The sequence below is a fragment of the Christiangramia sabulilitoris genome (genome assembly GCF_007050985.1).
Classification (GTDB): Bacteria; Bacteroidota; Bacteroidia; order Flavobacteriales; family Flavobacteriaceae; genus Christiangramia; species Christiangramia sabulilitoris.
Map to the genome: position 1 here is coordinate 302265 of NZ_VHSF01000002.1, position 20273 is coordinate 322537.

Genomic DNA, 20273 nt, shown 5'->3' on the forward strand with positions numbered 1-20273 from the left:
CTGCAAAATCCTTCGGGTTAAATAAATTTTAAAACCAAAAAAGCCATTCATGCGAATGGCTTTTTTCAATTTTATAATTCTTGTTTTTAAGCATTAAAAAGTGGCCTTCCATACATCATGGAATTAACCTCTTTTTTAACTTCTTCTATTTCAGAATCATTATCGATATTGTTGATCACACGGTCAATAAGGTCAACGATCTTAGACATATCCTCTTCCATAAGGCCACGGGTTGTGACTGCCGGGGTTCCTATCCTTATTCCTGAAGTCACGAAGGGTGATTTATCATCGAATGGCACCATATTTTTGTTCACGGTAATATCTGCTTTTCCCAGAGCTTCTTCAGCCTCTTTCCCGCTAACATTTTTGTTTCTCAAATCGATAAGCATCATGTGGTTATCTGTCCCTCCCGAGATCACCTGGTAATCCTTTTCCACAAATGCTTTAGCAAGTACCTTAGCATTTTTCTTTACTCTAACCTGGTAATGTAAAAATTCATCGGTAAGAGCCTCACCAAACGCAACCGCTTTAGCAGCAATAATATGCTCTAATGGACCACCCTGATTTCCTGGGAAAATTCCGGAGTTCAATAAAGCAGACATCTTCTTTAGATTCCCGTTCTTTAATTTCTCTCCGAAAGGATTATCAAAATCCCTGCCCATCATAATAATCCCACCTCTGGGCCCACGCAATGTTTTATGGGTGGTAGAAGTAACGATATGACAATGCTCTATGGGATCACTGATCAATCCTTTGGCAATTAATCCTGCCGGGTGAGCGATATCTGCTAATAATATAGCATTAACGCTATCTGCGATCTCCCTGAATCTTTTATAATCTATCTCTCTGGAATAAGCAGATGCACCGGCGATGATCATTTTTGGCTTCTCCCTTTTTGCTATCTCTGCAACCGCATCATAATCAATAAGGCCGGTTTCTTTATCGACCCCATAAAAGACAGGATCATATAATTTACCAGAAAAATTTACCGGTGAACCATGAGTAAGATGACCACCGTGAGATAGGTCAAAACCAAGGAATTTATCACCCGGTTTCATACAGGCATGAAATACGGCAGTATTAGCCTGAGAACCTGAATGAGGTTGCACGTTGGCATATTCGGCATTGAACAATTCTTTGAGACGATCTATCGCAAGTTGCTCTACCTTATCTACCACTTCACAACCACCATAATATCGTTTTCCGGGGTAACCTTCAGCATATTTATTTGTTAGCACAGATCCGGCCGCTTCAAGTACCGCATCGCTCACAAAATTTTCACTTGCAATAAGCTCTAAACCATTTAATTGGCGCTCTTTTTCTTCAGCTATTAAATCAAATACTTCTGTGTCTTGTTGCATTACAATCCTTTACGTTAAATATTCGGTAAAAGTAACAAATACATTCGGTTAATTACAGGAAAATAATATATTTGAGTCAACTAGATTTTAACAAAAAACCAACATTTTTATGCCAATTACCGCTAACGATCCAAAAAGAAAAACCTGGCTGGATATCCCTGGCGACACCGATTTTCCTATTCAAAATATTCCCTTTGGAGTTTTCCTTACCCGTGATGATGTGATCACGATTGGCACCAGAATTGGCGACTATGCGATAGACCTCGGAGCACTGCATCAATTGGGCTATTTTGAAGGAATTCCTTTAACTGACGATATATTTTTACAGGATACCTTAAATGATTTTATTTCTGACGGAAAGAAAACCTGGAGACTCGTACGAAATCGCATTGCCGATATCTTCGATGCGAATAATCCAAAACTAAAAGATAATCAGGACCATAGAAATACCGTGCTTTTCACCCTCGATGAAATTGAGATGCAGATGCCGGTTCAGGTTGGAGATTATACCGATTTTTATTCCTCAAAAGAACATGCCACCAATATTGGAACCATGTTCAGAGATCCCGATAATGCACTTTTGCCAAACTGGCTGCATATCCCGGTAGGATACCATGGAAGAAGTTCTTCTATCATCCCATCTGGCATCCCGGTACACAGACCTCAGGGACAAACTAAGCCTGCAGATTCTGATTCTCCAGTGTTTGGCCCTTCACAAAGGGTGGATTTTGAGCTTGAAATGGCTTTTATCACTACAGATGCGAATCATCTGGGAGAACCAATTCCGGTAGATGAAGCAGAAGATTATATTTTTGGAATGGTGCTTTTCAATGATTGGAGCGCACGTGATATTCAGAAATGGGAATATGTGCCATTAGGACCTTTCCTGGCGAAAAATTTCGCCTCTTCTATTTCTCCCTGGATCGTAACTATGGATGCTTTAGAACCATTTAGAACAGCGAGTCCTAAGCCTGAAAAAGAATTACTGCCTTATTTAAAATATTCCGGCGACAAGAGTTTCGATATTAATCTAGAAGTTTTCCTTCAGCCTGAAGAAGGTGAAGAAAACTCTTTATCTAAATCGAACTTCAAATATCTTTACTGGAATATGAGTCAGCAATTGGCGCATCATACCGTAAACGGTTGTCCGGTAAATTCCGGAGATATGATGGCGTCGGGAACGATCTCGGGATCATCTGAGGATTCGTTTGGATCTATGCTGGAACTAACCTGGAGCGGAACCAAGCCTATCAAATTAAAAGACGGCTCTGAACGGAAGTTCATTGAAGATAATGATACAGTGATCATGAGAGGATTTTGCCAGAATGGTAATTCCAGAATTGGCTTTGGAGAAGTGAGATCTAAATTACTTCCTGTATATCAGCCAAAGAAGAAATAAATTGATATTGAGAAATATCATCCATTAAAAAGCCCTGTTTTGAACAGGGCTTTTTAATTTTTATAATAATACGTTCCCGGAGCTTCAGAAGTTTCAGGAATTGCTTTTTTCTCTTCAACAAAAACTATTAAACCAGTTCCTTCAATTTATTAGCAGAAATTCCCTGGTGAGAAGAATGATGAACCACTTCCCTGTTCTTTAAAACTATAAGCTGAGGACTTTCATGCTGAACTCTGAACCTGGAAGCGATTTCGTTAGAAATTTCACGGTAAGTGATTAGATCTAAAAAATAAAGCTCTACCGGCTCATTTTCATCCAGATCATAATCTGTTTCAAACATTCTCAATACCATTCGGCTAACACCGCACCTGGTTGAATGTTTCAGGATAGCAACCGTCTTCTCCACAGAAATTTTCTCGATTTCATCTAATTGATTTATAGAATTCAATTCGATCCAGGGAGTACCACCCTTTTTTTCTTTATTCTCTTCTTTTTCTGAATTGAAAATTTTATCAAATAATCCCATAAGTTTTTTTTAGGCAAAAGTAAATCTAACTAAATTTAATAGAGAAAAATAAAGCTTAAATTTTAAGGATTTTCATTGAAACTGCCTTTTTGTCAATAATAATTCAAAATTACACGTCATTTTGACATTTATTCTTAATGGTATATCTATTGCCATAGAATCCATAAAAAAACATAGAGATGAATTTCAATAATTTTACCATAAAATCACAAGAGGCCATCCAGCAGGCACAACAGCTTGCTCAGGAAATGGGCCATCAACAAATAGAAAATGAGCATATTTTTAAAGCCATCATGATGGTTGATGAAAATGCCACTCCTTTTCTATTGAAGAAACTGAACATTAATGTAAACCTGTTTTCCCAAATTCTAGATAAAAGTCTGGAAAGCTTTCCAAAAGTTAGCGGGGGTGATATTATGCTCTCCAGAGAGGCAGGTAAGACGGTTAATGAGGCATCCAGTATCGCCAAGAAAATGGAAGATGAATATGTTTCCATTGAACATTTGGTGCTGGCAATTTTCAAATCATCTAGCAAAGTAGCCCAGATCCTGAAAGATCAGGGGGCAACAGAAAAAGGATTAAAAGCTGCAATTTCAGAATTACGTCAGGGCGATAAAGTAACCTCTCAAAGTGCTGAAGAAACCTATAACTCTTTAGATAAATATTCCCGAAATCTTAACCAGCTTGCCGAGGAAGGCAAACTAGACCCGGTTATTGGCAGGGACGAAGAAATCCGCAGAATTCTTCAGATCCTTTCCAGGAGAACTAAGAACAACCCCATGCTCGTAGGTGAACCAGGAACCGGTAAAACTGCGATTGCAGAGGGTCTTGCGCACAGAATTGTAGATGGTGATGTACCCGAAAATCTTAAGGATAAACGAATATTCTCACTAGATATGGGTGCTCTGATTGCGGGTGCTAAATATAAAGGTGAGTTCGAAGAACGTCTAAAAGCAGTGATCAAGGAAGTAACTTCCAGTGACGGTAATATTGTACTTTTTATTGACGAGATACACACCCTCGTAGGCGCAGGTGGAGGCCAGGGAGCAATGGATGCTGCTAATATTCTTAAACCAGCTTTAGCCCGGGGAGAACTTAGAGCTATCGGGGCAACCACCCTGGATGAATACCAGAAATATTTTGAAAAGGATAAAGCCCTGGAACGACGTTTTCAGAAGGTAAATGTTGAGGAACCAGATATTGAGAGTGCGATCTCGATACTTCGTGGAATTAAGGAGAAATATGAAACCCACCATAAAGTTAGGATCAAAGATGAAGCGATCATTGCCGCGGTAGAATTATCCCAGCGCTATATCACTAACCGTTTCCTTCCAGACAAGGCTATTGACCTTATGGACGAAGCCGCTTCCAAATTGCGTATGGAGATCAATTCCAAACCGGAAGAACTGGATGTGTTAGATCGCAAGATAATGCAACTTGAAATTGAAATTGAGGCAATTAAGCGGGAAAAAGATGAAGCCAAACTTAAATCTTTAAGAGCAGACCTGGCTAATCTTAAAGAAGAAAGGAATGATCTACACGCCCGCTGGATGAGCGAGAAAGAGATCGTGGATAATATTCAGAATCTAAAGTCTGAAATTGAAGATTACAGACTGGAAGCTGAACGTGCTGAACGGGAAGGTGATTACGGCAAGGTAGCAGAGATCAGGTACGGTAAGATCAAAGAGGCCCAGGAAAAACTGGAGAACCTGCAACAGAAAGTAGCCGAAAATCAGAATGAGAAATCGCTGATCCAGGAGGAAGTTACCAATGAAGATATTGCTGAGGTAGTTGCAAAATGGACAGGCATACCTGTTACCAAAATGTTGCAGAGCGACCGGGAAAAGTTACTACGCCTGGAGAAAGACCTTCATAAAAGAGTGGTTGGTCAGGATGAGGCAATCATCGCCGTTAGTGACGCCGTTAGAAGAAGCCGTGCAGGATTACAGGATCAAAAACGACCGATAGGTTCATTTCTGTTCCTTGGAACCACCGGGGTTGGTAAAACTGAATTAGCCAAGGCCCTGGCAGAATATCTTTTCGATGATGAATCTGCCATGACCAGGATAGATATGAGCGAATACCAGGAAAGACACTCGGTAAGCCGTCTTGTAGGAGCGCCTCCGGGATATGTAGGATACGACGAAGGTGGCCAGTTGACCGAAGCCGTGAGAAGAAAACCATACTCAGTAGTGCTGCTGGATGAGATCGAAAAAGCACATCCTGATACTTTTAATATCCTGCTGCAGGTACTGGATGAAGGAAGGTTGACCGATAATAAGGGTAGACTTGCAGATTTTAAGAACACCATTATTATCATGACCTCCAATATGGGAAGTCATATTATCCAGGAAAAGTTCGAGAATATCAAGGATATAGATACTGCTATGGAAGCGGCTAAAACCGAGGTGCTTGGATTATTAAAGCAAAATGTAAGACCGGAATTTATTAACCGTATAGATGATATAGTGATGTTTAGTCCGCTGACCAGGCAGGACATCAAAGAAATTGTAGGTTTACAATTAAAAGGTGTCAAGAAAATGCTGGCACATCAAAATATTGTGCTGGATGCTACTGAAGAAGCTATAAAATATCTGTCAGCAAAAGGTTTCGATCCACAGTTTGGAGCCAGGCCGGTGAAAAGGGTTGTGCAAAGAGAAGTTTTAAATAAATTATCTAAAGAAATTCTTGCAGGAAACATTAGTACAGATAGCATTATCTTACTTGATGAATTCAATGATGAGCTGGTTTTCAGAAACCAGCAGGAGCTTGCAGAAAATGAATAATTAAATATTGCATATTAAAAAAGGCGGTAGATCTCTCTACCGCCTTTATCTATTCTATTAACCAGATTTCTGAGGAATAATTAAAAGTATTGGATTGCCATCTACTGCCTATAATATAAATTTTCCCCTCAAGCATTGCCAATGGACCATATACATCCAAATTTGGATCTTCTTTAACCAAATTCCAGGTTATTGCATCTTCTGAGGTCCAAATTTGATACAAAGACTCATTTCCCGGTTCAAAGGATTTTCCAAAACCCCATATTTTACCATTGAAAACAAGAAATTCAGCTATATGCCTTGGGACAGGGGTAGTATGTTCAAGAATAGACCATTCCCCATTTTCCTCCATTTGCCTTATTGTAAGAGGTCGTGTATTACTTATTAATAATAACCGATCATTAAATACAATCGCTTTACTCCTAAAGTTTAAAAAATCCAATCCATCAATAACCTTCATCCAAGCAATACCATTAGAGGAATTATAAACAGCATCAGGTGTCCACCCCATTACCCACATTTTATCCTTAAAAACTTCTGAAGTATGGATATAACTAAAACCTGGAAAAGAACTATTAGTATTCACCTCATTCCAGCTCAACCCATCAATTGTATTATAAATTTTCTCTCCAATAATCCACAATTTATCCTGAAAGACATTTGATATTTGCGATTCCATAGGGATGGGCAAATTTTCTTTCTCTACCCATTCAGTCCCATTTGTAGAAACCCAAACATCATCCCTTATCCACTCTTCCCCTAATCTTTCACTTTCTGGCATTTGTCCTCCTGCTACCCAGATTTTACTATCAAAAACTGAAACTGAATGAGTCACTCTATCCGGGAAAGGTGATTCTCTAATTAATTGTGCGTCCTTTAGATTTCTCGTAGTGAAGTTAATAATGTCGCTGGTAGTTTCAGCGCCCTGAGAATCTTTAGCTACTACTTTCCACTTATAACTGGTTAATAAAAAAAGTCTGTCTGTCACCTTATATTCCTCTTCACTTAAATTTGAAGCAATTTTTTGAAGTTCTTCATTCATTATACCAACATAGAGATCATATGTCACTTCATCACCATCTGGATCTGTAGCAGATGTCCAGGAAAAAGTAGGATTTACAGACACTTCAGATTGATTATCACTAATCCCTTTTAGATCGAAGCTTGCTGGTGCAGAATTGGTTGATATTGAATTCGAAGTTGAGTTATCATTTGTGGTACAACCTAAAATAATGAACGTAAAAAGGATCCGGTTGTGTTGAAAAAATTTCATGTTTTACATCTATAATTCAGAAAGATATAAAAAATTCCCAGCATCAATAATTAAAAAAGGCGGTAGATTTCTCTCCCGCCTATTTTCTTTCATAATTTCTACATCACCATTTATCAATTTCCTTTTTCAACTCTTCTTTAGACTTTCCGGTTTTCTCTTGCATGCGACCCAGCATTTCATCAAACTTACCTTCTGAATAAGTGGTGTCATCGTCTGTTAGTTTGCCATACTTTTGCTTAAACTCACCTTTGATCTGTTTCCACTTTCCTTCTCTTTGATCTTCATTCATAACTTATTGGTTTTTTACAGTTAATTCCCTAAAGGTATTTAAACCTCACGGTGAGGCGTCCCAAGAAAGTGCTATAATTGTCTTAACAATTTGTTATTTTTGGAATCCAATAAATTCCTCATGCGAAAAATTATTACGCTGGTCATTATACCCTTTCTCTTGAGCAGCTGCGCAGTAACCAGAAAAGTTGATAACGATACTGTTGAAATACAATTTCTGGATGAGTATGTTCTACCATCAAATACGAAATTAGAAAGCACACTTGTTGGAGGGTTATCTGGAATTGATTATAGAAACGGAAAGTATTTTCTTGTAAGTGACCAGGCCTCAAATCCCAGGATTTATATGGCAAGTATCGGGATAAGCAACAATGCTATCGATACAATTAGTATAGACCAGCTTATCACCATTAAAAAGACCCCGAAATTCAGTGAGGACTATTTTGATCTGGAATCGGTTAGGTTTGATCCTCTCAGGGATGAATTTCTGGTAAGCAGTGAGGGTAAAATTGATGCCGGCAGGGATCCGGGAATTTATACTGTATCCAACCTGGGGGAAGTAAAATCAGCATTCAGGATTCCAGGTTATTTTCAGGCAAAAGGTGTTCAAAAGCCCAGAGATAATGGAGTATTCGAAGGTTTATCAGAGAGTTTCGATAATCGCGGATATTGGGTTGCGACGGAACTTCCCCTTGAAAAAGATGGCCCAAAACCTAAGCTATTTCCTTCCAGAGCACATATAAGGATCACTAAGTACGACAAAAATACCGGAGATGCAATGAAGCAATTCGTGTATAAACTGGATGGTATTTCCAAATTCCCAATTAATTATTTCGCTGTAAACGGCTTAACTGAAATCCTGGAATTCGCACCCGACAGATTCCTTGTCCTGGAACGATCTTATTCTGCAGGTTATGGCTCACATGGAAATACGGTCAAGATCTTCGAGGCAGATGCAAGTAAGGCATCAAACACGCTTCAACTGGAAAAACTCGCAGGAGAGAAATATAAAATTGCTGAAAAGAAACTTCTTTTTAATTTCAATTCAGTAAAAAAGGAATTGACGAAAAATATTATCGATAACCTCGAAGGTTTATGCCTGGGGCCTCTGCTGGAAAATGGAAAGCAATCTCTTATATTAGTATCAGACAATAATTTTAATAGCTATGCTGAGCAGATCAATCAGTTTATCCTGATGCAAATAGAATTCAAACAGCAATAATTTCAGAATTAGAATCTTAGAATATTAAAACTCTTATTATGCCAAATATCATCGCAATTTTCTTTTCATTAATTTTAGGTATTTCCAACCCTTCTGAAGTGAAAAATACAGAAAACCAACAGGAACCTGTGAGTACTTATTATCTTATTCGACATGCGGAAAAGGACAGAACCGATTCCTCAAACAGAAATCCTGATCTTAAAAGGGAAGGACTGGCAAGAGCTAAAAAGTGGGCCGAAGTTCTCAAAAGTGTCGATTTTGATGCCATCTACAGCACAGATTACAAGCGTACGCTACAAACTGCCAAACCTCTGGCAGACCATAACCAACTCGAAATCCTGAAATATGACGCGGGTAAATTATTTGAAGAATCATTCGAGAACGATACAAAAGGAAAAACTGTGCTTGTAGTGGGTCACAGCAATACCACGCCACAGTTTGTGAATGCTATTTTAGGGGAAAAGAAATATGCAGACCTTGATGATTCAGAGAACGGTGCACTTTTTATCGTTCAGGTCATGGCAGATGGCAGCAGCCATAGCCAGGTTTTATACATCAATTAATCTCCTCTTTATTTTAGGAACCGGGTGTGACCTTTATTTCTTTGGTTTCGATAACTGAAAGCAGATCCAGCTCTCGCTTTTCGAAAAGGCTGTCCAGGTCTTCTAAAGGGATATATATATCCTTGTACTGGTAATTTTCATAATCTACAAAACGGATCCCTTCGATAATCCGGTGATTAAAAGCCTTCCTGAACCTAACCCCTCCACCGTTTTCTTCAAAATTATAAGCCAGGTAATCCACTTCGAAGTTCTGGGTATCTATCCAGTACAGGTATTCATCCTCATGATCTGTACCTCCTCCGTTTTCGGTAAAGGTTACCTTAATTTCGTAATATTCTCTTCCGGCAATAGTATCTTTCCCTAATAATTCCTTCTGAACTGCTTCTGCATTCAGGCCGAACGGTAATTGCACAAAATAATGCACCGAATTCACTGAATTCCCATAAGCCACTTTCATTGAGTCGGCTACTTCTACTAAGGAATCATTAACCAATCTTTGAAACCCATTATTATCTAAAATATCAAGAATCTCATTTCCGGTGGAATCGGTCATTTTTCTCTGAAGGTTGAATTTCCCTCCTTCTCTCTTGCTCTTGTATTCAAGGTTTCTGAAAATGAATTCTATTTCGGCATTCCTGTATCTTTCTCCACCGGCATTCTTAATTGCTTTATCCACGATCTCGTTTGCGGTAAGTGCATCTTTTTTCTCGGCACAAGAGGCGGTGAAAAGAATCATCAGGACCATAAAAACATTTTTCATAGGAGGCAATTTGAGTGGCGCAAAAATAGGAATATTTGATTAGTATCCATATTCGCCGAATTTTAAAATTGCTTTAGTATGAAATTAGCTTAAAGCTTGTATTTTTGTGGCAATATGAAGAATTCTATCAACATAAAGAACCGTAAAGCGAAGTTCAATTATGAGTTCCTGGATAAATATACCGCAGGTATCAAATTAGCCGGAACAGAGATTAAAGCCATACGGGAAGGAAAAGCTAATATTGCGGAAAGTTTTTGTGAATTTAATAATCACGAACTTTTTGTGATCAATATGCATGTTGAAGAATACTCTCATGCCAGCCACTTTAACCATAATCCCAAAAGCGAGCGAAAGCTTTTGATGCAACGCCGGGAATTAAGGAAACTGGAGAAAGAAGTGACCAATTCCGGGTTGACCATTATCCCGCTCAGGCTGTTCATAAATGACCGCGGGCTGGCGAAATTACAGATCGCCCTGGCCAAGGGTAAAAAACTGTATGATAAAAGGGAAACCATCAAAGACCGGGAAAGTAAACGTCGTCTTGACCGAATCAAGAAGGATTACAAATAAATTTAAGATATTTCAGTTTTACTTAATACCCAAAATCTAATCCATGCTTAAAAAGCTACTTGGGCTTATGCTGTTTTTTACAGTTTCCCAGATGTCTTCTCAGATCACCGGGGAAGTCAAGGACGAAAAGGGCAATCCCCTACCCTATGTAAATATTTATACCGAAACCGGCACAAAAGGTACCACTACCAATGATGACGGCATCTATGAACTCAAAATAAACAAAGCCGGGAATTACACTCTGATTTATCAATTCCTGGGCTACAAAACGCTTAAAAAGCAAATTGAAGCTAATTCTTTTCCTGTTGAAATAGATGTTATTTTAAAACCCGAAAGCACAAGCCTGGAGGAAGTTTCGGTACAAAGTGGGGATAATCCCGCCAACAGGATCATTAGAAATGCTATAGATGTAAGAGAACTAAATGCCGAAAAGCTGGAGTCTTTCACTGCCAACTTTTATTCTCGCGGAATCTGGAGGATCAAGAACGCTCCGGAGAAAATTTTAGGCCAGCACGTGGGTGATCTTGGTGGAGGTCTTGACTCCACCAGAAGCGGAATTGTTTATTTGAGTGAAACCATTTCAGAGATCGCTTACCAGAAACCCGATGATTTTAAAGAGAAGATCATCGCATCTAAAGTTAGCGGGGATGATAATGGCTTTAGTTTGAATTCGGCGCAGGAGGCTTACTTTTCTTTCTATGAAAACACTTTGGAGATCAATAGTGAAATGATCTCTCCTATTGCAGATTATGCTTTTAACTACTACAAATATCAACTCGAAGGAACTTTTTTTGATGACTGGGGCAACCTCATTAACAAGATCAAAGTAACACCGAAGCGAGAAAACGATCGCGTTTTTTCAGGATATATCTATATTGTGGAAGACCTCTGGCAAATTTACGGTGTAGAACTCACCACCACCGGAAAAGCCGTGCAGGTTCCTCCTATTGAAGAATTGGTCTTCAGGCAGAATTATAAATATTCTAAAGAGAACCAGCTTTATATACAGATCTCGCAAAGCGTGGATTTCAGCTTTAAGATCTTTGGTTTTGGCGGCGACGGAAGATTTACGGCTGTCTACAGCGATTATAATTTCAACCCGCAATTCACAAAAAATAGCTTCGGAAGAGAGATCCTGAGTTTTCAGGAGCAAGCGAATAAAAAAGATTCACTGTATTGGAAAGAAAAAAGACCGGTGCCCTTAACTACCGAGGAGATCGAAGATTATGTAAAAAAAGACAGTATCCAGGAAGTAAAAAGCACCAAGAAATATAAGGACTCTGTAGATGCGGTCCGCAATAAATTTGGCATTACCGATGTACTTTTTGGATATTCATATACAAATTCCTGGAAGCACCGAAGTTTTAGTATCAGCGCTCCTGTAACTGGAATTGGTTTTAACACCGTACAGGGTTGGAATACAGATGTGACCTTATCTTACAGGCAGAGAACCGGTGAAGATCAGGAGAATTACTGGCGATTATTTTCAAATATAGATTATGGTTTAAGTGAAGATAGGTTCAGGATTAAAGGTGGTTTTTTTAAGAAGTTCAACAATTTCAATAAACCAGTACTTAGCATTTCTGGTGGAACCAGCGCAGAACAAATCAATGATAAAGAACCAATTCCTCCTCTTTTAAATAGTATCACCACAATTTTCTTCGAGCGAAATTATATGAAGCTTTATGAAAAAAGCTTTGCCCAGATCGGCTATGGTCAGGATGTTTTTCCGGGTATCAATTTGTCTGGAGAATTCGCCTGGGAGAACAGGAAAGCCCTTACCAATCATACAGACCACGTTATCATAGACTGGGAAGAGCGTGAATACACCTCGAATAATCCACTGGAACCAGAAAATTTCGAAAGCCTTCCTTTTGAAGAGCATTCGATATTTAAAACAAATCTAACCGCAGATATCACTTTTGCCCAGAAGTATATGAGTTATCCTAATGGTCGCTATGATGTGTATGAATCTAAATATCCCAAATTAAGACTCGGATGGGAAAAAGGATTTGCGGGCAGCGAAAACAAATACAATTTTGACCAATTCAAGGCCGAAATAAGACAGAGTCTGGATCTTGGCAATAAAGGTGAATTCCAATATCTCTTAAACGGAGGCGTCTTTTCGAATGCTGAAGAGATCAGCCTGGTAGATTACCAACATTTCAATGGAAACCAGACGAGAATAGGTTTTGGAAGTTACGTAGGCAAATTCAATTTAATGCCTTATTACAACTTCAGCACCAACCAGAATTATGCTGAGATACATGCAGAACATGATTTCCAGGGCTGGGCACTGGGAAAATTGCCGCTGATCAATAAACTGAATTTTAACCTGGTAGTTGGAGCACACAGGTTGATCACTGAAGACAGAAATCCTTATTCAGAATACTCGTTGGGAATAGACAACCTCGGATTCGGGAAATTCAGGTTCCTGAGACTGGATTATGTGGTATCGGACTTTGGAGGAAAAAGGGATGGCGCTTTTATTTTTGGGCTTAAATTCTAGACATTATTTCACCTGTCATTTCGAAGGAGTGAAACGACAGAGAAATCTTGCCAAAATCAGAGATCTCTCCCTATGGTCGAGATGACAACAGACCCTGAAATAAATTGCATATGTCAGTTCGAAGAAGTGAAACGATTGAGAAATCTGTTTTCGTAGCGTCACTGAATCAGAGATCTCTCCCTTCGGTCGAGATGACAATAGACCCTGAATTAAATTACACATGTCATTTCGAAGAAGTGAAACGACTGAGAAATCTCTTTGTTCCTGAATTATGAAAGACCCTGAACTAAATTCAGGGTGACGAACTTTTTTTTATTTGCGTCATGCTGAACTTGTTTCAGCATCTCAACAAAAAAGACCCTGAAAGTCCCGAGGCATCGGGGCAGGGTGACGGTTAAAGAAATATTCAGGTATAAAAAAAGCTGAAATATTAAATTTCAGCTTTTCATTTATTCTGTAACAAATCAAGATTCTATTCCTCTTCGTCCTTTTTATTTTCAGGGCTTTCCACTTTTTCTTCTTCAGCAGTGAAATCTGTAAAGCCATTATTGATCAAAATATTATACCACTGGAAGATCTTCTTCATATCACTGGTATATACTCTATCCTCATCATAATCTGGAAGTACCTCAGAAAAATAATCTTCAAGCTCTTTCTTAGACGCTTTATGGCTGATAGCTTCCTCACCATTCTCTTTCTCCTTGATCTTCTGGAAAACTTCACCTAACGGAATTTCTTCAGTATAAGTATAAATAGCGATCTCGCTCAAAATACTTACATTATGCCGCATGTTCACTGCGATCTTCTTCTCGTCCAGTAAAGATTTTGCTACAAAGCCACCTCTGGTTTGTGCAGTAAGCTCATATAAACCCGGCTTCCCGGAAATAGCAAGAATTTTATCTAATCCCATAGTATTTTTTTATTTAGGTTGGCAAATATCAATTCCAAGGTTCAATTATCAAAGCCTTTACCGGGCTTTTTTTGCATTAGGGAAACGCATTTTATATTCTACGTTAATCTTACCTTTTGAGATATTCATCAGTTTACTTTTTATCAATCTCTTTTTCAGGCTGGAAAGCTTATCGGTGAACAAAATTCCTTCAATATGATCGTATTCATGCTGAATCACTCTTGCTGCCAGGCCTGAATAGGTCTCAGTATGCTTTTCCCAATTTTCATCATAATATTCGATCGTAATATCCGGTTGTCTGAAGACATCTTCACGAACTTCAGGAATACTTAAACAGCCTTCACTAAAAGCCCATTCTTCGCCAGACTCTTCAATGATCTGGGGATTAATGAAGACCTTACGCATATCCTTTAGTGCTTCCTGTTCTGCTTCGTCTAATTCTTCATCTTCAGCGAAGGGAGCGGGATCTATCATAAAAATCCTGATAGGAAGTCCTACCTGTGGAGCGGCAAGACCAACCCCGTAGGCATTATACATGGTATCCCACATATTGTTGATCAATTCCTCAAGTTTCGGATAATCCTTATCGATATCTTTAGCTTTCTTTTTTAATACCGGATCTCCGTATGCTACAATTGGTAAAATCATTTCTTTAAAGTTTTCAGCTTTAAGCCTTAAGCTCTAAGCTTCTTTTTAATTTAAAATCTATTAATAATACTGTTAGGCATTTAAACCTTAGTCCTTAAACATTTGACCTTATTCATAAAGCCAGGTTTGCAGGATGATGGTCGCACTAATTTCATCAACCAGGGCCTTATTGCGGCGTTTTTTCTTCTTCAATCCTCCATCGATCATGCTCTGCATGGCCATTTTACTGGTAAAGCGTTCGTCGACTCTTTCTAAAGGCATCTCAGGGAATTTTTCAGAAAATTTCTTTAAGAATTCCTGAATATGAACTTCACTTTGAGAAGGTGTATCATCCATCTGCTTTGGTTCACCGACCAAAACCCGTTCCACTTTCTCATTTTTGAAATAGTCTTCAAGGAATTTTAAAAGTTCAGGAGTTTGAACCGTAGTAAGACCAGAAGCGATCATCTTCAATTCATCGGTAACGGCTATTCCCGTTCTCTTTGTTCCGTAATCCAGGGCTAAAATTCTGGGCATTTCAAAAATTTAGGCAAAGGTAAGGTTTATATTCGTTTGTCCATAAATATTGCCTTATAGCTGTTATATTTGAAAAAAATTTGATGATGGACCAGTTAAAAGCAAAAATCGAAGAGGCCTGGGAGAACAGAGACCTGCTTTCAAATAAAGAAACCATAGAGGCAATTAGAAAAGTTGTTGAACTTTTAGACAAGGGAGAATTGCGCGTAGCTGAACCAACCGCTGATGGATGGCAGGTAAATGAATGGGTAAAGAAAGGCGTTGTACTTTATTTCCCTATTCAGAAAATGGAAACCCTGGAAGCCGGAATTTTTGAATATCACGATAAGATCCCTTTGAAAAAAGGATATAAGGAGAAAGGAATTCGTGTGGTACCTAATGCCGTAGCGCGACACGGGGCCTATATTTCTCCAGGAGTAATTATGATGCCGAGTTACGTAAATATTGGAGCATACGTAGATGAAGGGACGATGGTAGACACGTGGGCTACTGTTGGAAGCTGCGCTCAAATTGGTAAGAATGTACATCTTAGTGGTGGAGTTGGAATTGGTGGTGTTCTAGAACCACTTCAGGCTGCGCCCGTGATCGTGGAAGATAATGCCTTTTTAGGATCAAGAAGTATTGTAGTTGAAGGGATCAGGATCGAAAAAGAAGCTGTTCTAGGTGCCAATGTAGTGCTAACCGCTTCCACCAAGATCATCGATGTGACCGGTGAAGAGCCAAAAGAATTCAAAGGATATGTACCCGCAAGATCTGTGGTGATCCCGGGAAGTTATACCAAAAAATTCCCGGCGGGTGAATACCAGGTACCCTGTGCTCTTATCATTGGAAAAAGAAAGGAAAGCACCAATAAAAAAACTTCCCTAAATGATGCCCTACGTGAATATAACGTGGCAGTTTAGATTCTAAATTTGAAAATACTTGTAATACAGATAAAAATGATTGGGGATGTGCTTACATCCTCAATCCTCTTTGAGGCCCTTCGGAAGGAATTCCCGGAAGCCGAACTGCATTACATGATCTATGAGCATACGTACCCGGTTGTCCAGAACAACCCGAATATCGATAAGTTCATTTTTACCGATAAGGATAGATCTCTAAGTAGCCTTATCCAGATGACCAAAAAGGAAAAATATCATGCGGTCATCGATGTCTATTCCAACTTAAAAACTGCCCTGATCACAGGGTTTTCTGGCGCTAAATATCGTATAGCTTACAATAAGAAATATACACGTCCGCTTTGTACACATTTGTTCAGCAGAAATATCCAGGCACAAACTATTGCCGGTGCTGCTATTGAAAAAAGAATGCGGATGCTGAGTCCTTTATCTTCAAATTTTCCAGTTGAAATTAAACCAAAAATATTTCTGACCAAAGAGGAAAAGAACCAGGCTGAAAAGAAATTGGAAAAAGCGGATATAGACCTTTCCAAAAATATTTATATGATCGGTGCTTTGGGAAGTTCAGAAAAGAAGACCTATCCCCTGCCCTATCTAGCCGAAATACTGGATAGAGTTGTTGCGCAAACCGATGCAAATCTTTTATTCAACTATATTCCATCGCAAAAAAAAGATATCGAAGAAATCTACCAGCTTTGCCAACCGGAAACTCAGAAACATATTCACATTGATATCTATGGTCAGAGTCTAAGAGAGTTCCTTGCGTTAACATCGCATTGTGATGCACTGATCGGGAACGAGGGTGGCGCGGTAAATATGGCCAAGGCTTTAGATATTCCAACTTTCGCTATTTTCTCTCCCCCACTGAATAAGGAGAATTGGAATATTTATGAAGACGGTGAGAAAAATGTATCGGTTCATTTAAAAGATTATCAGCCGGAATTATTTCAGAATAAGACCTTTAAAGAACTTTCAAAAGATAATACTGAGCTATACAACAGGTTAAAACCTTCCCTTTTAACAGATAAATTGCAGCATTTTTTAAAGCAGAATTCCAAATGAAATACCGGTTCCTCATCTACATAAACCATACCTACGGGTTACCCATAGGACTTCCTATACAGGAGCAGGCCAATAAAATGGGATATTCCCTGAAATGGTTTTCGGGTATGGAAGAACCAAAGAAGTATTTCCCCGAAAATGGAAATTTAATTGAAACTGTTGAAGAGGCGATCGACTACAACCCGCATTTTGTGCTGGCGATCACCGACACTGTCCCAGACTTCTTTCCGGGTTTGAAAGTCCAGATATTTCACGGTTTTCCAGCCAATAAAAGGAAAGGAACAGATCAATTTGTTATTAGAGGTTTTTTCGACCTTTATTGCACACAGGGACCTTCCAGTACCGGGCCATTCAAAAAGCAGCAGGAAAAGTACAGGAGTTTTGAAGTGATTGAGACCGGCTGGTCAAAAATGGACCCACTTTTCCCCTTGGAGCCTACTAATAATAAAAAACCGGTAGTCCTCATCTCTTCTACTTTTACACGCTATTATAGCCTGGCTTTAAGAGATGAAGTTGTCAGGGAAATAGACAGATTATCGAAAACAGGGAAATATCAGTTCATCGCAACTTTGCATCCCAAACTTGCTGCTGAGACCGTGGAAAAATTCAGGGCTCTTGAAAATGAAAACTTTACTTTCCACGACACGACAGACCTTATCCCTTTATTTAAAAAGGCCGATATCATGTTCTCTGATACAACTTCGGCAATTATCGAATTTTTAATTCAGCGGAAACCGGTGGTCACCTTTAAAAATAACATGCCCGGGCCATATCTTATAGATATTGAAAATGTTGCAAATATTGAAAGTGCTTTTGACCTGGCGCTCAGCAGGCCACAGGAGCTCATCTCAGAAATCGAAAAATTCGCGATGTTCTCCCACCCTTATTCAGATGGAAATTCCAGTGAAAGAGTGATCAAGGCCTGTATAGATTTTCTACATCACGATAAGTCCCATCTTAAGAAAAAGCCGCTAAATATCATCCGAAGATATAAGATAAGAAAGCAGCTAAATTATTTCACTTTAAAGTCGAACAGAAAAGCACCTTATATTCCGAAGAACAATTAATTTTTCCAGAATTTGAGCTTTTTCTTAATTCGTTTTTTTCGCTGAAATTTCTCCTGAAATTGATTGGTATAGAACCACATTTTTTCAAAAACTTCAGATTTAGGTTTACCGATCAATTTTGCATATTCATCGGCCATTACTTCCACCATTTCCTTTTTCGGCGTAAGCCTGGAGAAATTCAACATGCGCTCTTCAAAATTCAGCTTCTTAAAATTCATCCGGTTAAGATCCACCAGGAAAAACTTATAGTCATCTCCCGACATTTGAATTAACGTATTCCCCGGGGAATGATCCAGGAATTGAACCTGCTTTTCATGAAGCTCAAAAGTGAACCTGGTAAAAGCTCTTAAGATATTTTCGTGATCTGGATATCCTGGATCTGTAACCAGCTCCCTGAATGTAAGATCCGGATTAAGATTTTCACTCGCATAATAACTTTTCCCGAATAGTGCTCCTTCTTCCTCGGCATATGCCAGAGGCGTTGGAGTGCCAATCCCGTTTTCAATTAATGCCAGCGCATTGATAAATGACCGCTCTGCTTTGGATTTCCTAAAATATTGATAAGCTACTTTGTTAATCAGGTTTGGCTTCTTAAAAGATTTAATATTCACCTCCAGGTTCTCTACCTGGAAGATGCGCAAACTGTTTCTTAATCCGGGGCCCCATGCTCTACCCCTTTCCTCGTAATTAAGAATATTATCTTTTAATTCCTGCTTTATCCTATCTCCCTTATCTGAAAACCTGAATCGCATTTATTTATTTTGATTTAAAACACTTTTATACACTGCGAGTGTGTTTTCTCCTAAACGCTTAGCCGTAAAATTTTTCATGAAAAGCTGATATGATTTTTCGGCAAAGACCTCCCGAAGCCCCGGATCATTTTTCATATTTTTAAGGGATTCAGCGATTTTTTTATAATCTCCCACCTCGGCTGAAAATCCATTCTTACCGTCTTCGATAATTTCCTCGACTATTCCCACTTTAGTAGAAACCACAGGTGTTTTATAGTAAAATGACTCTATTACTGATGATGGTCCACCTTCCCTTTCTGAAGACATCACAAATACATCGAATTGAGGTAAAAACCGTGAAGCTTTTTCTGTAAAACCTAAAAAGGTTATATAAGATTCTACTCCAAGCTCCCTGGAAAGATCTTTATAAATTTCTGTGCGTTTGGTAAATTCACCAATCTGTACCAGATGGAAATCGGTTACCTTCAACTCATTTACCAGATGATGAACCGCCCTTACCAGTGTCTGTAGATCTTTAGCTTTGGTATGATTGGCGATATTTCCAATCAGAAAATTTGAATCTGGAATCTCCAGTTTGTGCCTTAATTGATACGGTGCCGGAACCTGGTTTTCATCCAGGTTGACTCCGTTCCTTACAATGACGAGTTTTTCCTTATTCTTATTACTAAGAATTTTACTAAAGTGATATTTTACATATTCCGAAAGGCAGGTGATCTTATGAATATTCTTGTAATTGTATTTTAACTGGCTTAGGAAACTATCTTTCCTTCTTATGGATTTACGGGCATAGATCGTTGGAGTCTTAAGGGTATAAATAATATCTGCCAGTACGTAACCTGTAACTGCATCACTAGTGTGTAAATGAATTATATCAATATTGTGTTCCTTAACTACTCTGTCCAAAAACTTTCTGTAAGCTGAAGAATGAGGTTTCATATAATCAGTAACTATCAACTCCACAGGCTTATCCTGCAATCTTTCATGAAGAGGTGAATCCCTGTAACAGAAAAATTTTTGATCTACTCCATGTTTTGGCAATTCATCGATTAGATACATCAGCTGTTGCTCATTACCTCCCCAACTCGTTGCGCCGGAAACATGTAAAACATTCATAAAAGTGATTTTTGGTCAAGAGCCCACAAAGATAGTTTTTTATAATTAC

The 20273-nt window shown here is 38.8% G+C and carries 19 protein-coding genes; 9 read left to right on the top strand and 10 right to left on the bottom strand.

The annotated features are described in order from the left end of the window. Positions 1 to 86 precede the first annotated feature (86 nt). Positions 87 to 1361, bottom strand: a complete 1275-nt coding sequence (gene glyA / locus FGM01_RS07815; RefSeq protein ID WP_143410614.1) for a serine hydroxymethyltransferase — start codon at positions 1359 to 1361, stop codon at positions 87 to 89. A 109-nt stretch (positions 1362 to 1470) separates the two neighbouring features. Here glyA and fahA point away from each other — a divergent pair, with 109 nt between their 5' ends. Beyond that, positions 1471 to 2760 carry a fumarylacetoacetase gene (gene fahA / locus FGM01_RS07820; RefSeq protein WP_143410616.1) on the top strand — a complete coding sequence of 430 codons (1290 nt, stop codon included), beginning with the start codon at positions 1471 to 1473 and terminating at the stop codon, positions 2758 to 2760. 127 nt (positions 2761 to 2887) lie between these two features. On the opposite strand, the gene ytxJ is transcribed toward fahA, so the two are convergent. Then, positions 2888 to 3286, bottom strand: a complete 399-nt coding sequence (ytxJ, locus tag FGM01_RS07825; RefSeq protein ID WP_143410618.1) for a bacillithiol system redox-active protein YtxJ — start codon at positions 3284 to 3286, stop codon at positions 2888 to 2890. 179 nt (positions 3287 to 3465) lie between these two features. Here ytxJ and clpB point away from each other — a divergent pair, with 179 nt between their 5' ends. Then, a complete protein-coding gene (clpB, locus tag FGM01_RS07830) occupies positions 3466 to 6072 on the top strand; it encodes an ATP-dependent chaperone ClpB (RefSeq protein WP_143410620.1) in 2607 nt (868 codons plus the stop codon). Positions 6073 to 6121: 49 nt separating this feature from the next. Here clpB and FGM01_RS07835 read toward each other — a convergent pair whose 3' ends face one another. Together FGM01_RS07835 and FGM01_RS07840 are read right to left on the bottom strand one after the other, a co-directional pair. Beyond that, complete coding sequence (locus tag FGM01_RS07835) at positions 6122 to 7345, bottom strand: Kelch repeat-containing protein (RefSeq protein ID WP_143410621.1); 1224 nt, start codon at positions 7343 to 7345, stop codon at positions 6122 to 6124. A gap of 103 nt (positions 7346 to 7448) precedes the next feature. Beyond that, positions 7449 to 7634, bottom strand: coding sequence for a CsbD family protein (locus FGM01_RS07840; protein ID WP_143410623.1), 186 nt, complete (start codon positions 7632 to 7634; stop codon positions 7449 to 7451). 120 nt (positions 7635 to 7754) lie between these two features. On the opposite strand from FGM01_RS07840, the gene FGM01_RS07845 reads away from it, so the two are divergent. Together FGM01_RS07845 and FGM01_RS07850 are read left to right on the top strand one after the other, a co-directional pair. Next, positions 7755 to 8855 carry an esterase-like activity of phytase family protein gene (locus tag FGM01_RS07845; RefSeq protein ID WP_143410624.1) on the top strand — a complete coding sequence of 367 codons (1101 nt, stop codon included), beginning with the start codon at positions 7755 to 7757 and terminating at the stop codon, positions 8853 to 8855. Positions 8856 to 8893: 38 nt separating this feature from the next. Then, positions 8894 to 9418, top strand: coding sequence for a SixA phosphatase family protein (locus tag FGM01_RS07850; protein WP_143410626.1), 525 nt, complete (start codon positions 8894 to 8896; stop codon positions 9416 to 9418). A 13-nt stretch (positions 9419 to 9431) separates the two neighbouring features. Here FGM01_RS07850 and FGM01_RS07855 read toward each other — a convergent pair whose 3' ends face one another. Next, positions 9432 to 10178, bottom strand: coding sequence for a DUF6503 family protein (locus FGM01_RS07855; protein ID WP_143410627.1), 747 nt, complete (start codon positions 10176 to 10178; stop codon positions 9432 to 9434). Between the two features lie 114 nt (positions 10179 to 10292). Between FGM01_RS07855 and smpB the strand changes: the two genes are divergently transcribed. Next, positions 10293 to 10748, top strand: a complete 456-nt coding sequence (gene smpB / locus FGM01_RS07860) for an SsrA-binding protein SmpB (RefSeq protein ID WP_143410629.1) — start codon at positions 10293 to 10295, stop codon at positions 10746 to 10748. A 43-nt stretch (positions 10749 to 10791) separates the two neighbouring features. Then, complete coding sequence (locus tag FGM01_RS07865; RefSeq protein ID WP_143410631.1) at positions 10792 to 13257, top strand: DUF5686 and carboxypeptidase regulatory-like domain-containing protein; 2466 nt, start codon at positions 10792 to 10794, stop codon at positions 13255 to 13257. Positions 13258 to 13729: 472 nt separating this feature from the next. Here the strand turns inward: FGM01_RS07865 and FGM01_RS07870 are convergent, their stop codons facing one another. The 3 genes from FGM01_RS07870 to ruvX all read right to left on the bottom strand — a co-directional run bounded on the left by FGM01_RS07870 (position 13730) and on the right by ruvX (position 15331). Continuing rightward, entirely contained in the window at positions 13730 to 14167 is a 438-nt protein-coding gene (locus FGM01_RS07870; RefSeq protein WP_143410633.1) for a DUF5606 family protein, read from the bottom strand. 57 nt (positions 14168 to 14224) lie between these two features. Then, positions 14225 to 14815, bottom strand: a complete 591-nt coding sequence (def, locus tag FGM01_RS07875; protein WP_143410634.1) for a peptide deformylase — start codon at positions 14813 to 14815, stop codon at positions 14225 to 14227. Between the two features lie 108 nt (positions 14816 to 14923). Then, complete coding sequence (gene ruvX / locus FGM01_RS07880) at positions 14924 to 15331, bottom strand: Holliday junction resolvase RuvX (protein ID WP_143410636.1); 408 nt, start codon at positions 15329 to 15331, stop codon at positions 14924 to 14926. 86 nt (positions 15332 to 15417) lie between these two features. On the opposite strand from ruvX, the gene FGM01_RS07885 reads away from it, so the two are divergent. From FGM01_RS07885 to FGM01_RS07895, 3 genes are read left to right on the top strand one after another with little or no spacing between them, the layout of a single operon-like run. Next, positions 15418 to 16233, top strand: coding sequence for a 2,3,4,5-tetrahydropyridine-2,6-dicarboxylate N-succinyltransferase (locus tag FGM01_RS07885; protein ID WP_143411056.1), 816 nt, complete (start codon positions 15418 to 15420; stop codon positions 16231 to 16233). Positions 16234 to 16242: 9 nt separating this feature from the next. Then, positions 16243 to 17292 (top strand): glycosyltransferase family 9 protein, encoded by a 1050-nt coding sequence (locus FGM01_RS07890; RefSeq protein ID WP_143410638.1) that lies wholly within the window; start codon positions 16243 to 16245, stop codon positions 17290 to 17292. Next, complete coding sequence (locus FGM01_RS07895) at positions 17289 to 18359, top strand: CDP-glycerol glycerophosphotransferase family protein (RefSeq protein ID WP_143410639.1); 1071 nt, start codon at positions 17289 to 17291, stop codon at positions 18357 to 18359. The genes FGM01_RS07890 and FGM01_RS07895 overlap by 4 nt, the downstream gene beginning before the upstream one ends. On the opposite strand, the gene FGM01_RS07900 is transcribed toward FGM01_RS07895, so the two are convergent. Continuing rightward, on the bottom strand, positions 18356 to 19111 hold the full coding sequence (locus FGM01_RS07900; protein ID WP_143410641.1) for a lipopolysaccharide kinase InaA family protein: 756 nt from the start codon (positions 19109 to 19111) through the stop codon (positions 18356 to 18358). The two genes, FGM01_RS07895 and FGM01_RS07900, sit on opposite strands and share 4 nt — an antisense overlap. Then, a complete protein-coding gene (locus FGM01_RS07905; RefSeq protein ID WP_143410642.1) occupies positions 19112 to 20224 on the bottom strand; it encodes a glycosyltransferase family 4 protein in 1113 nt (370 codons plus the stop codon). Positions 20225 to 20273 lie beyond the last annotated feature (49 nt).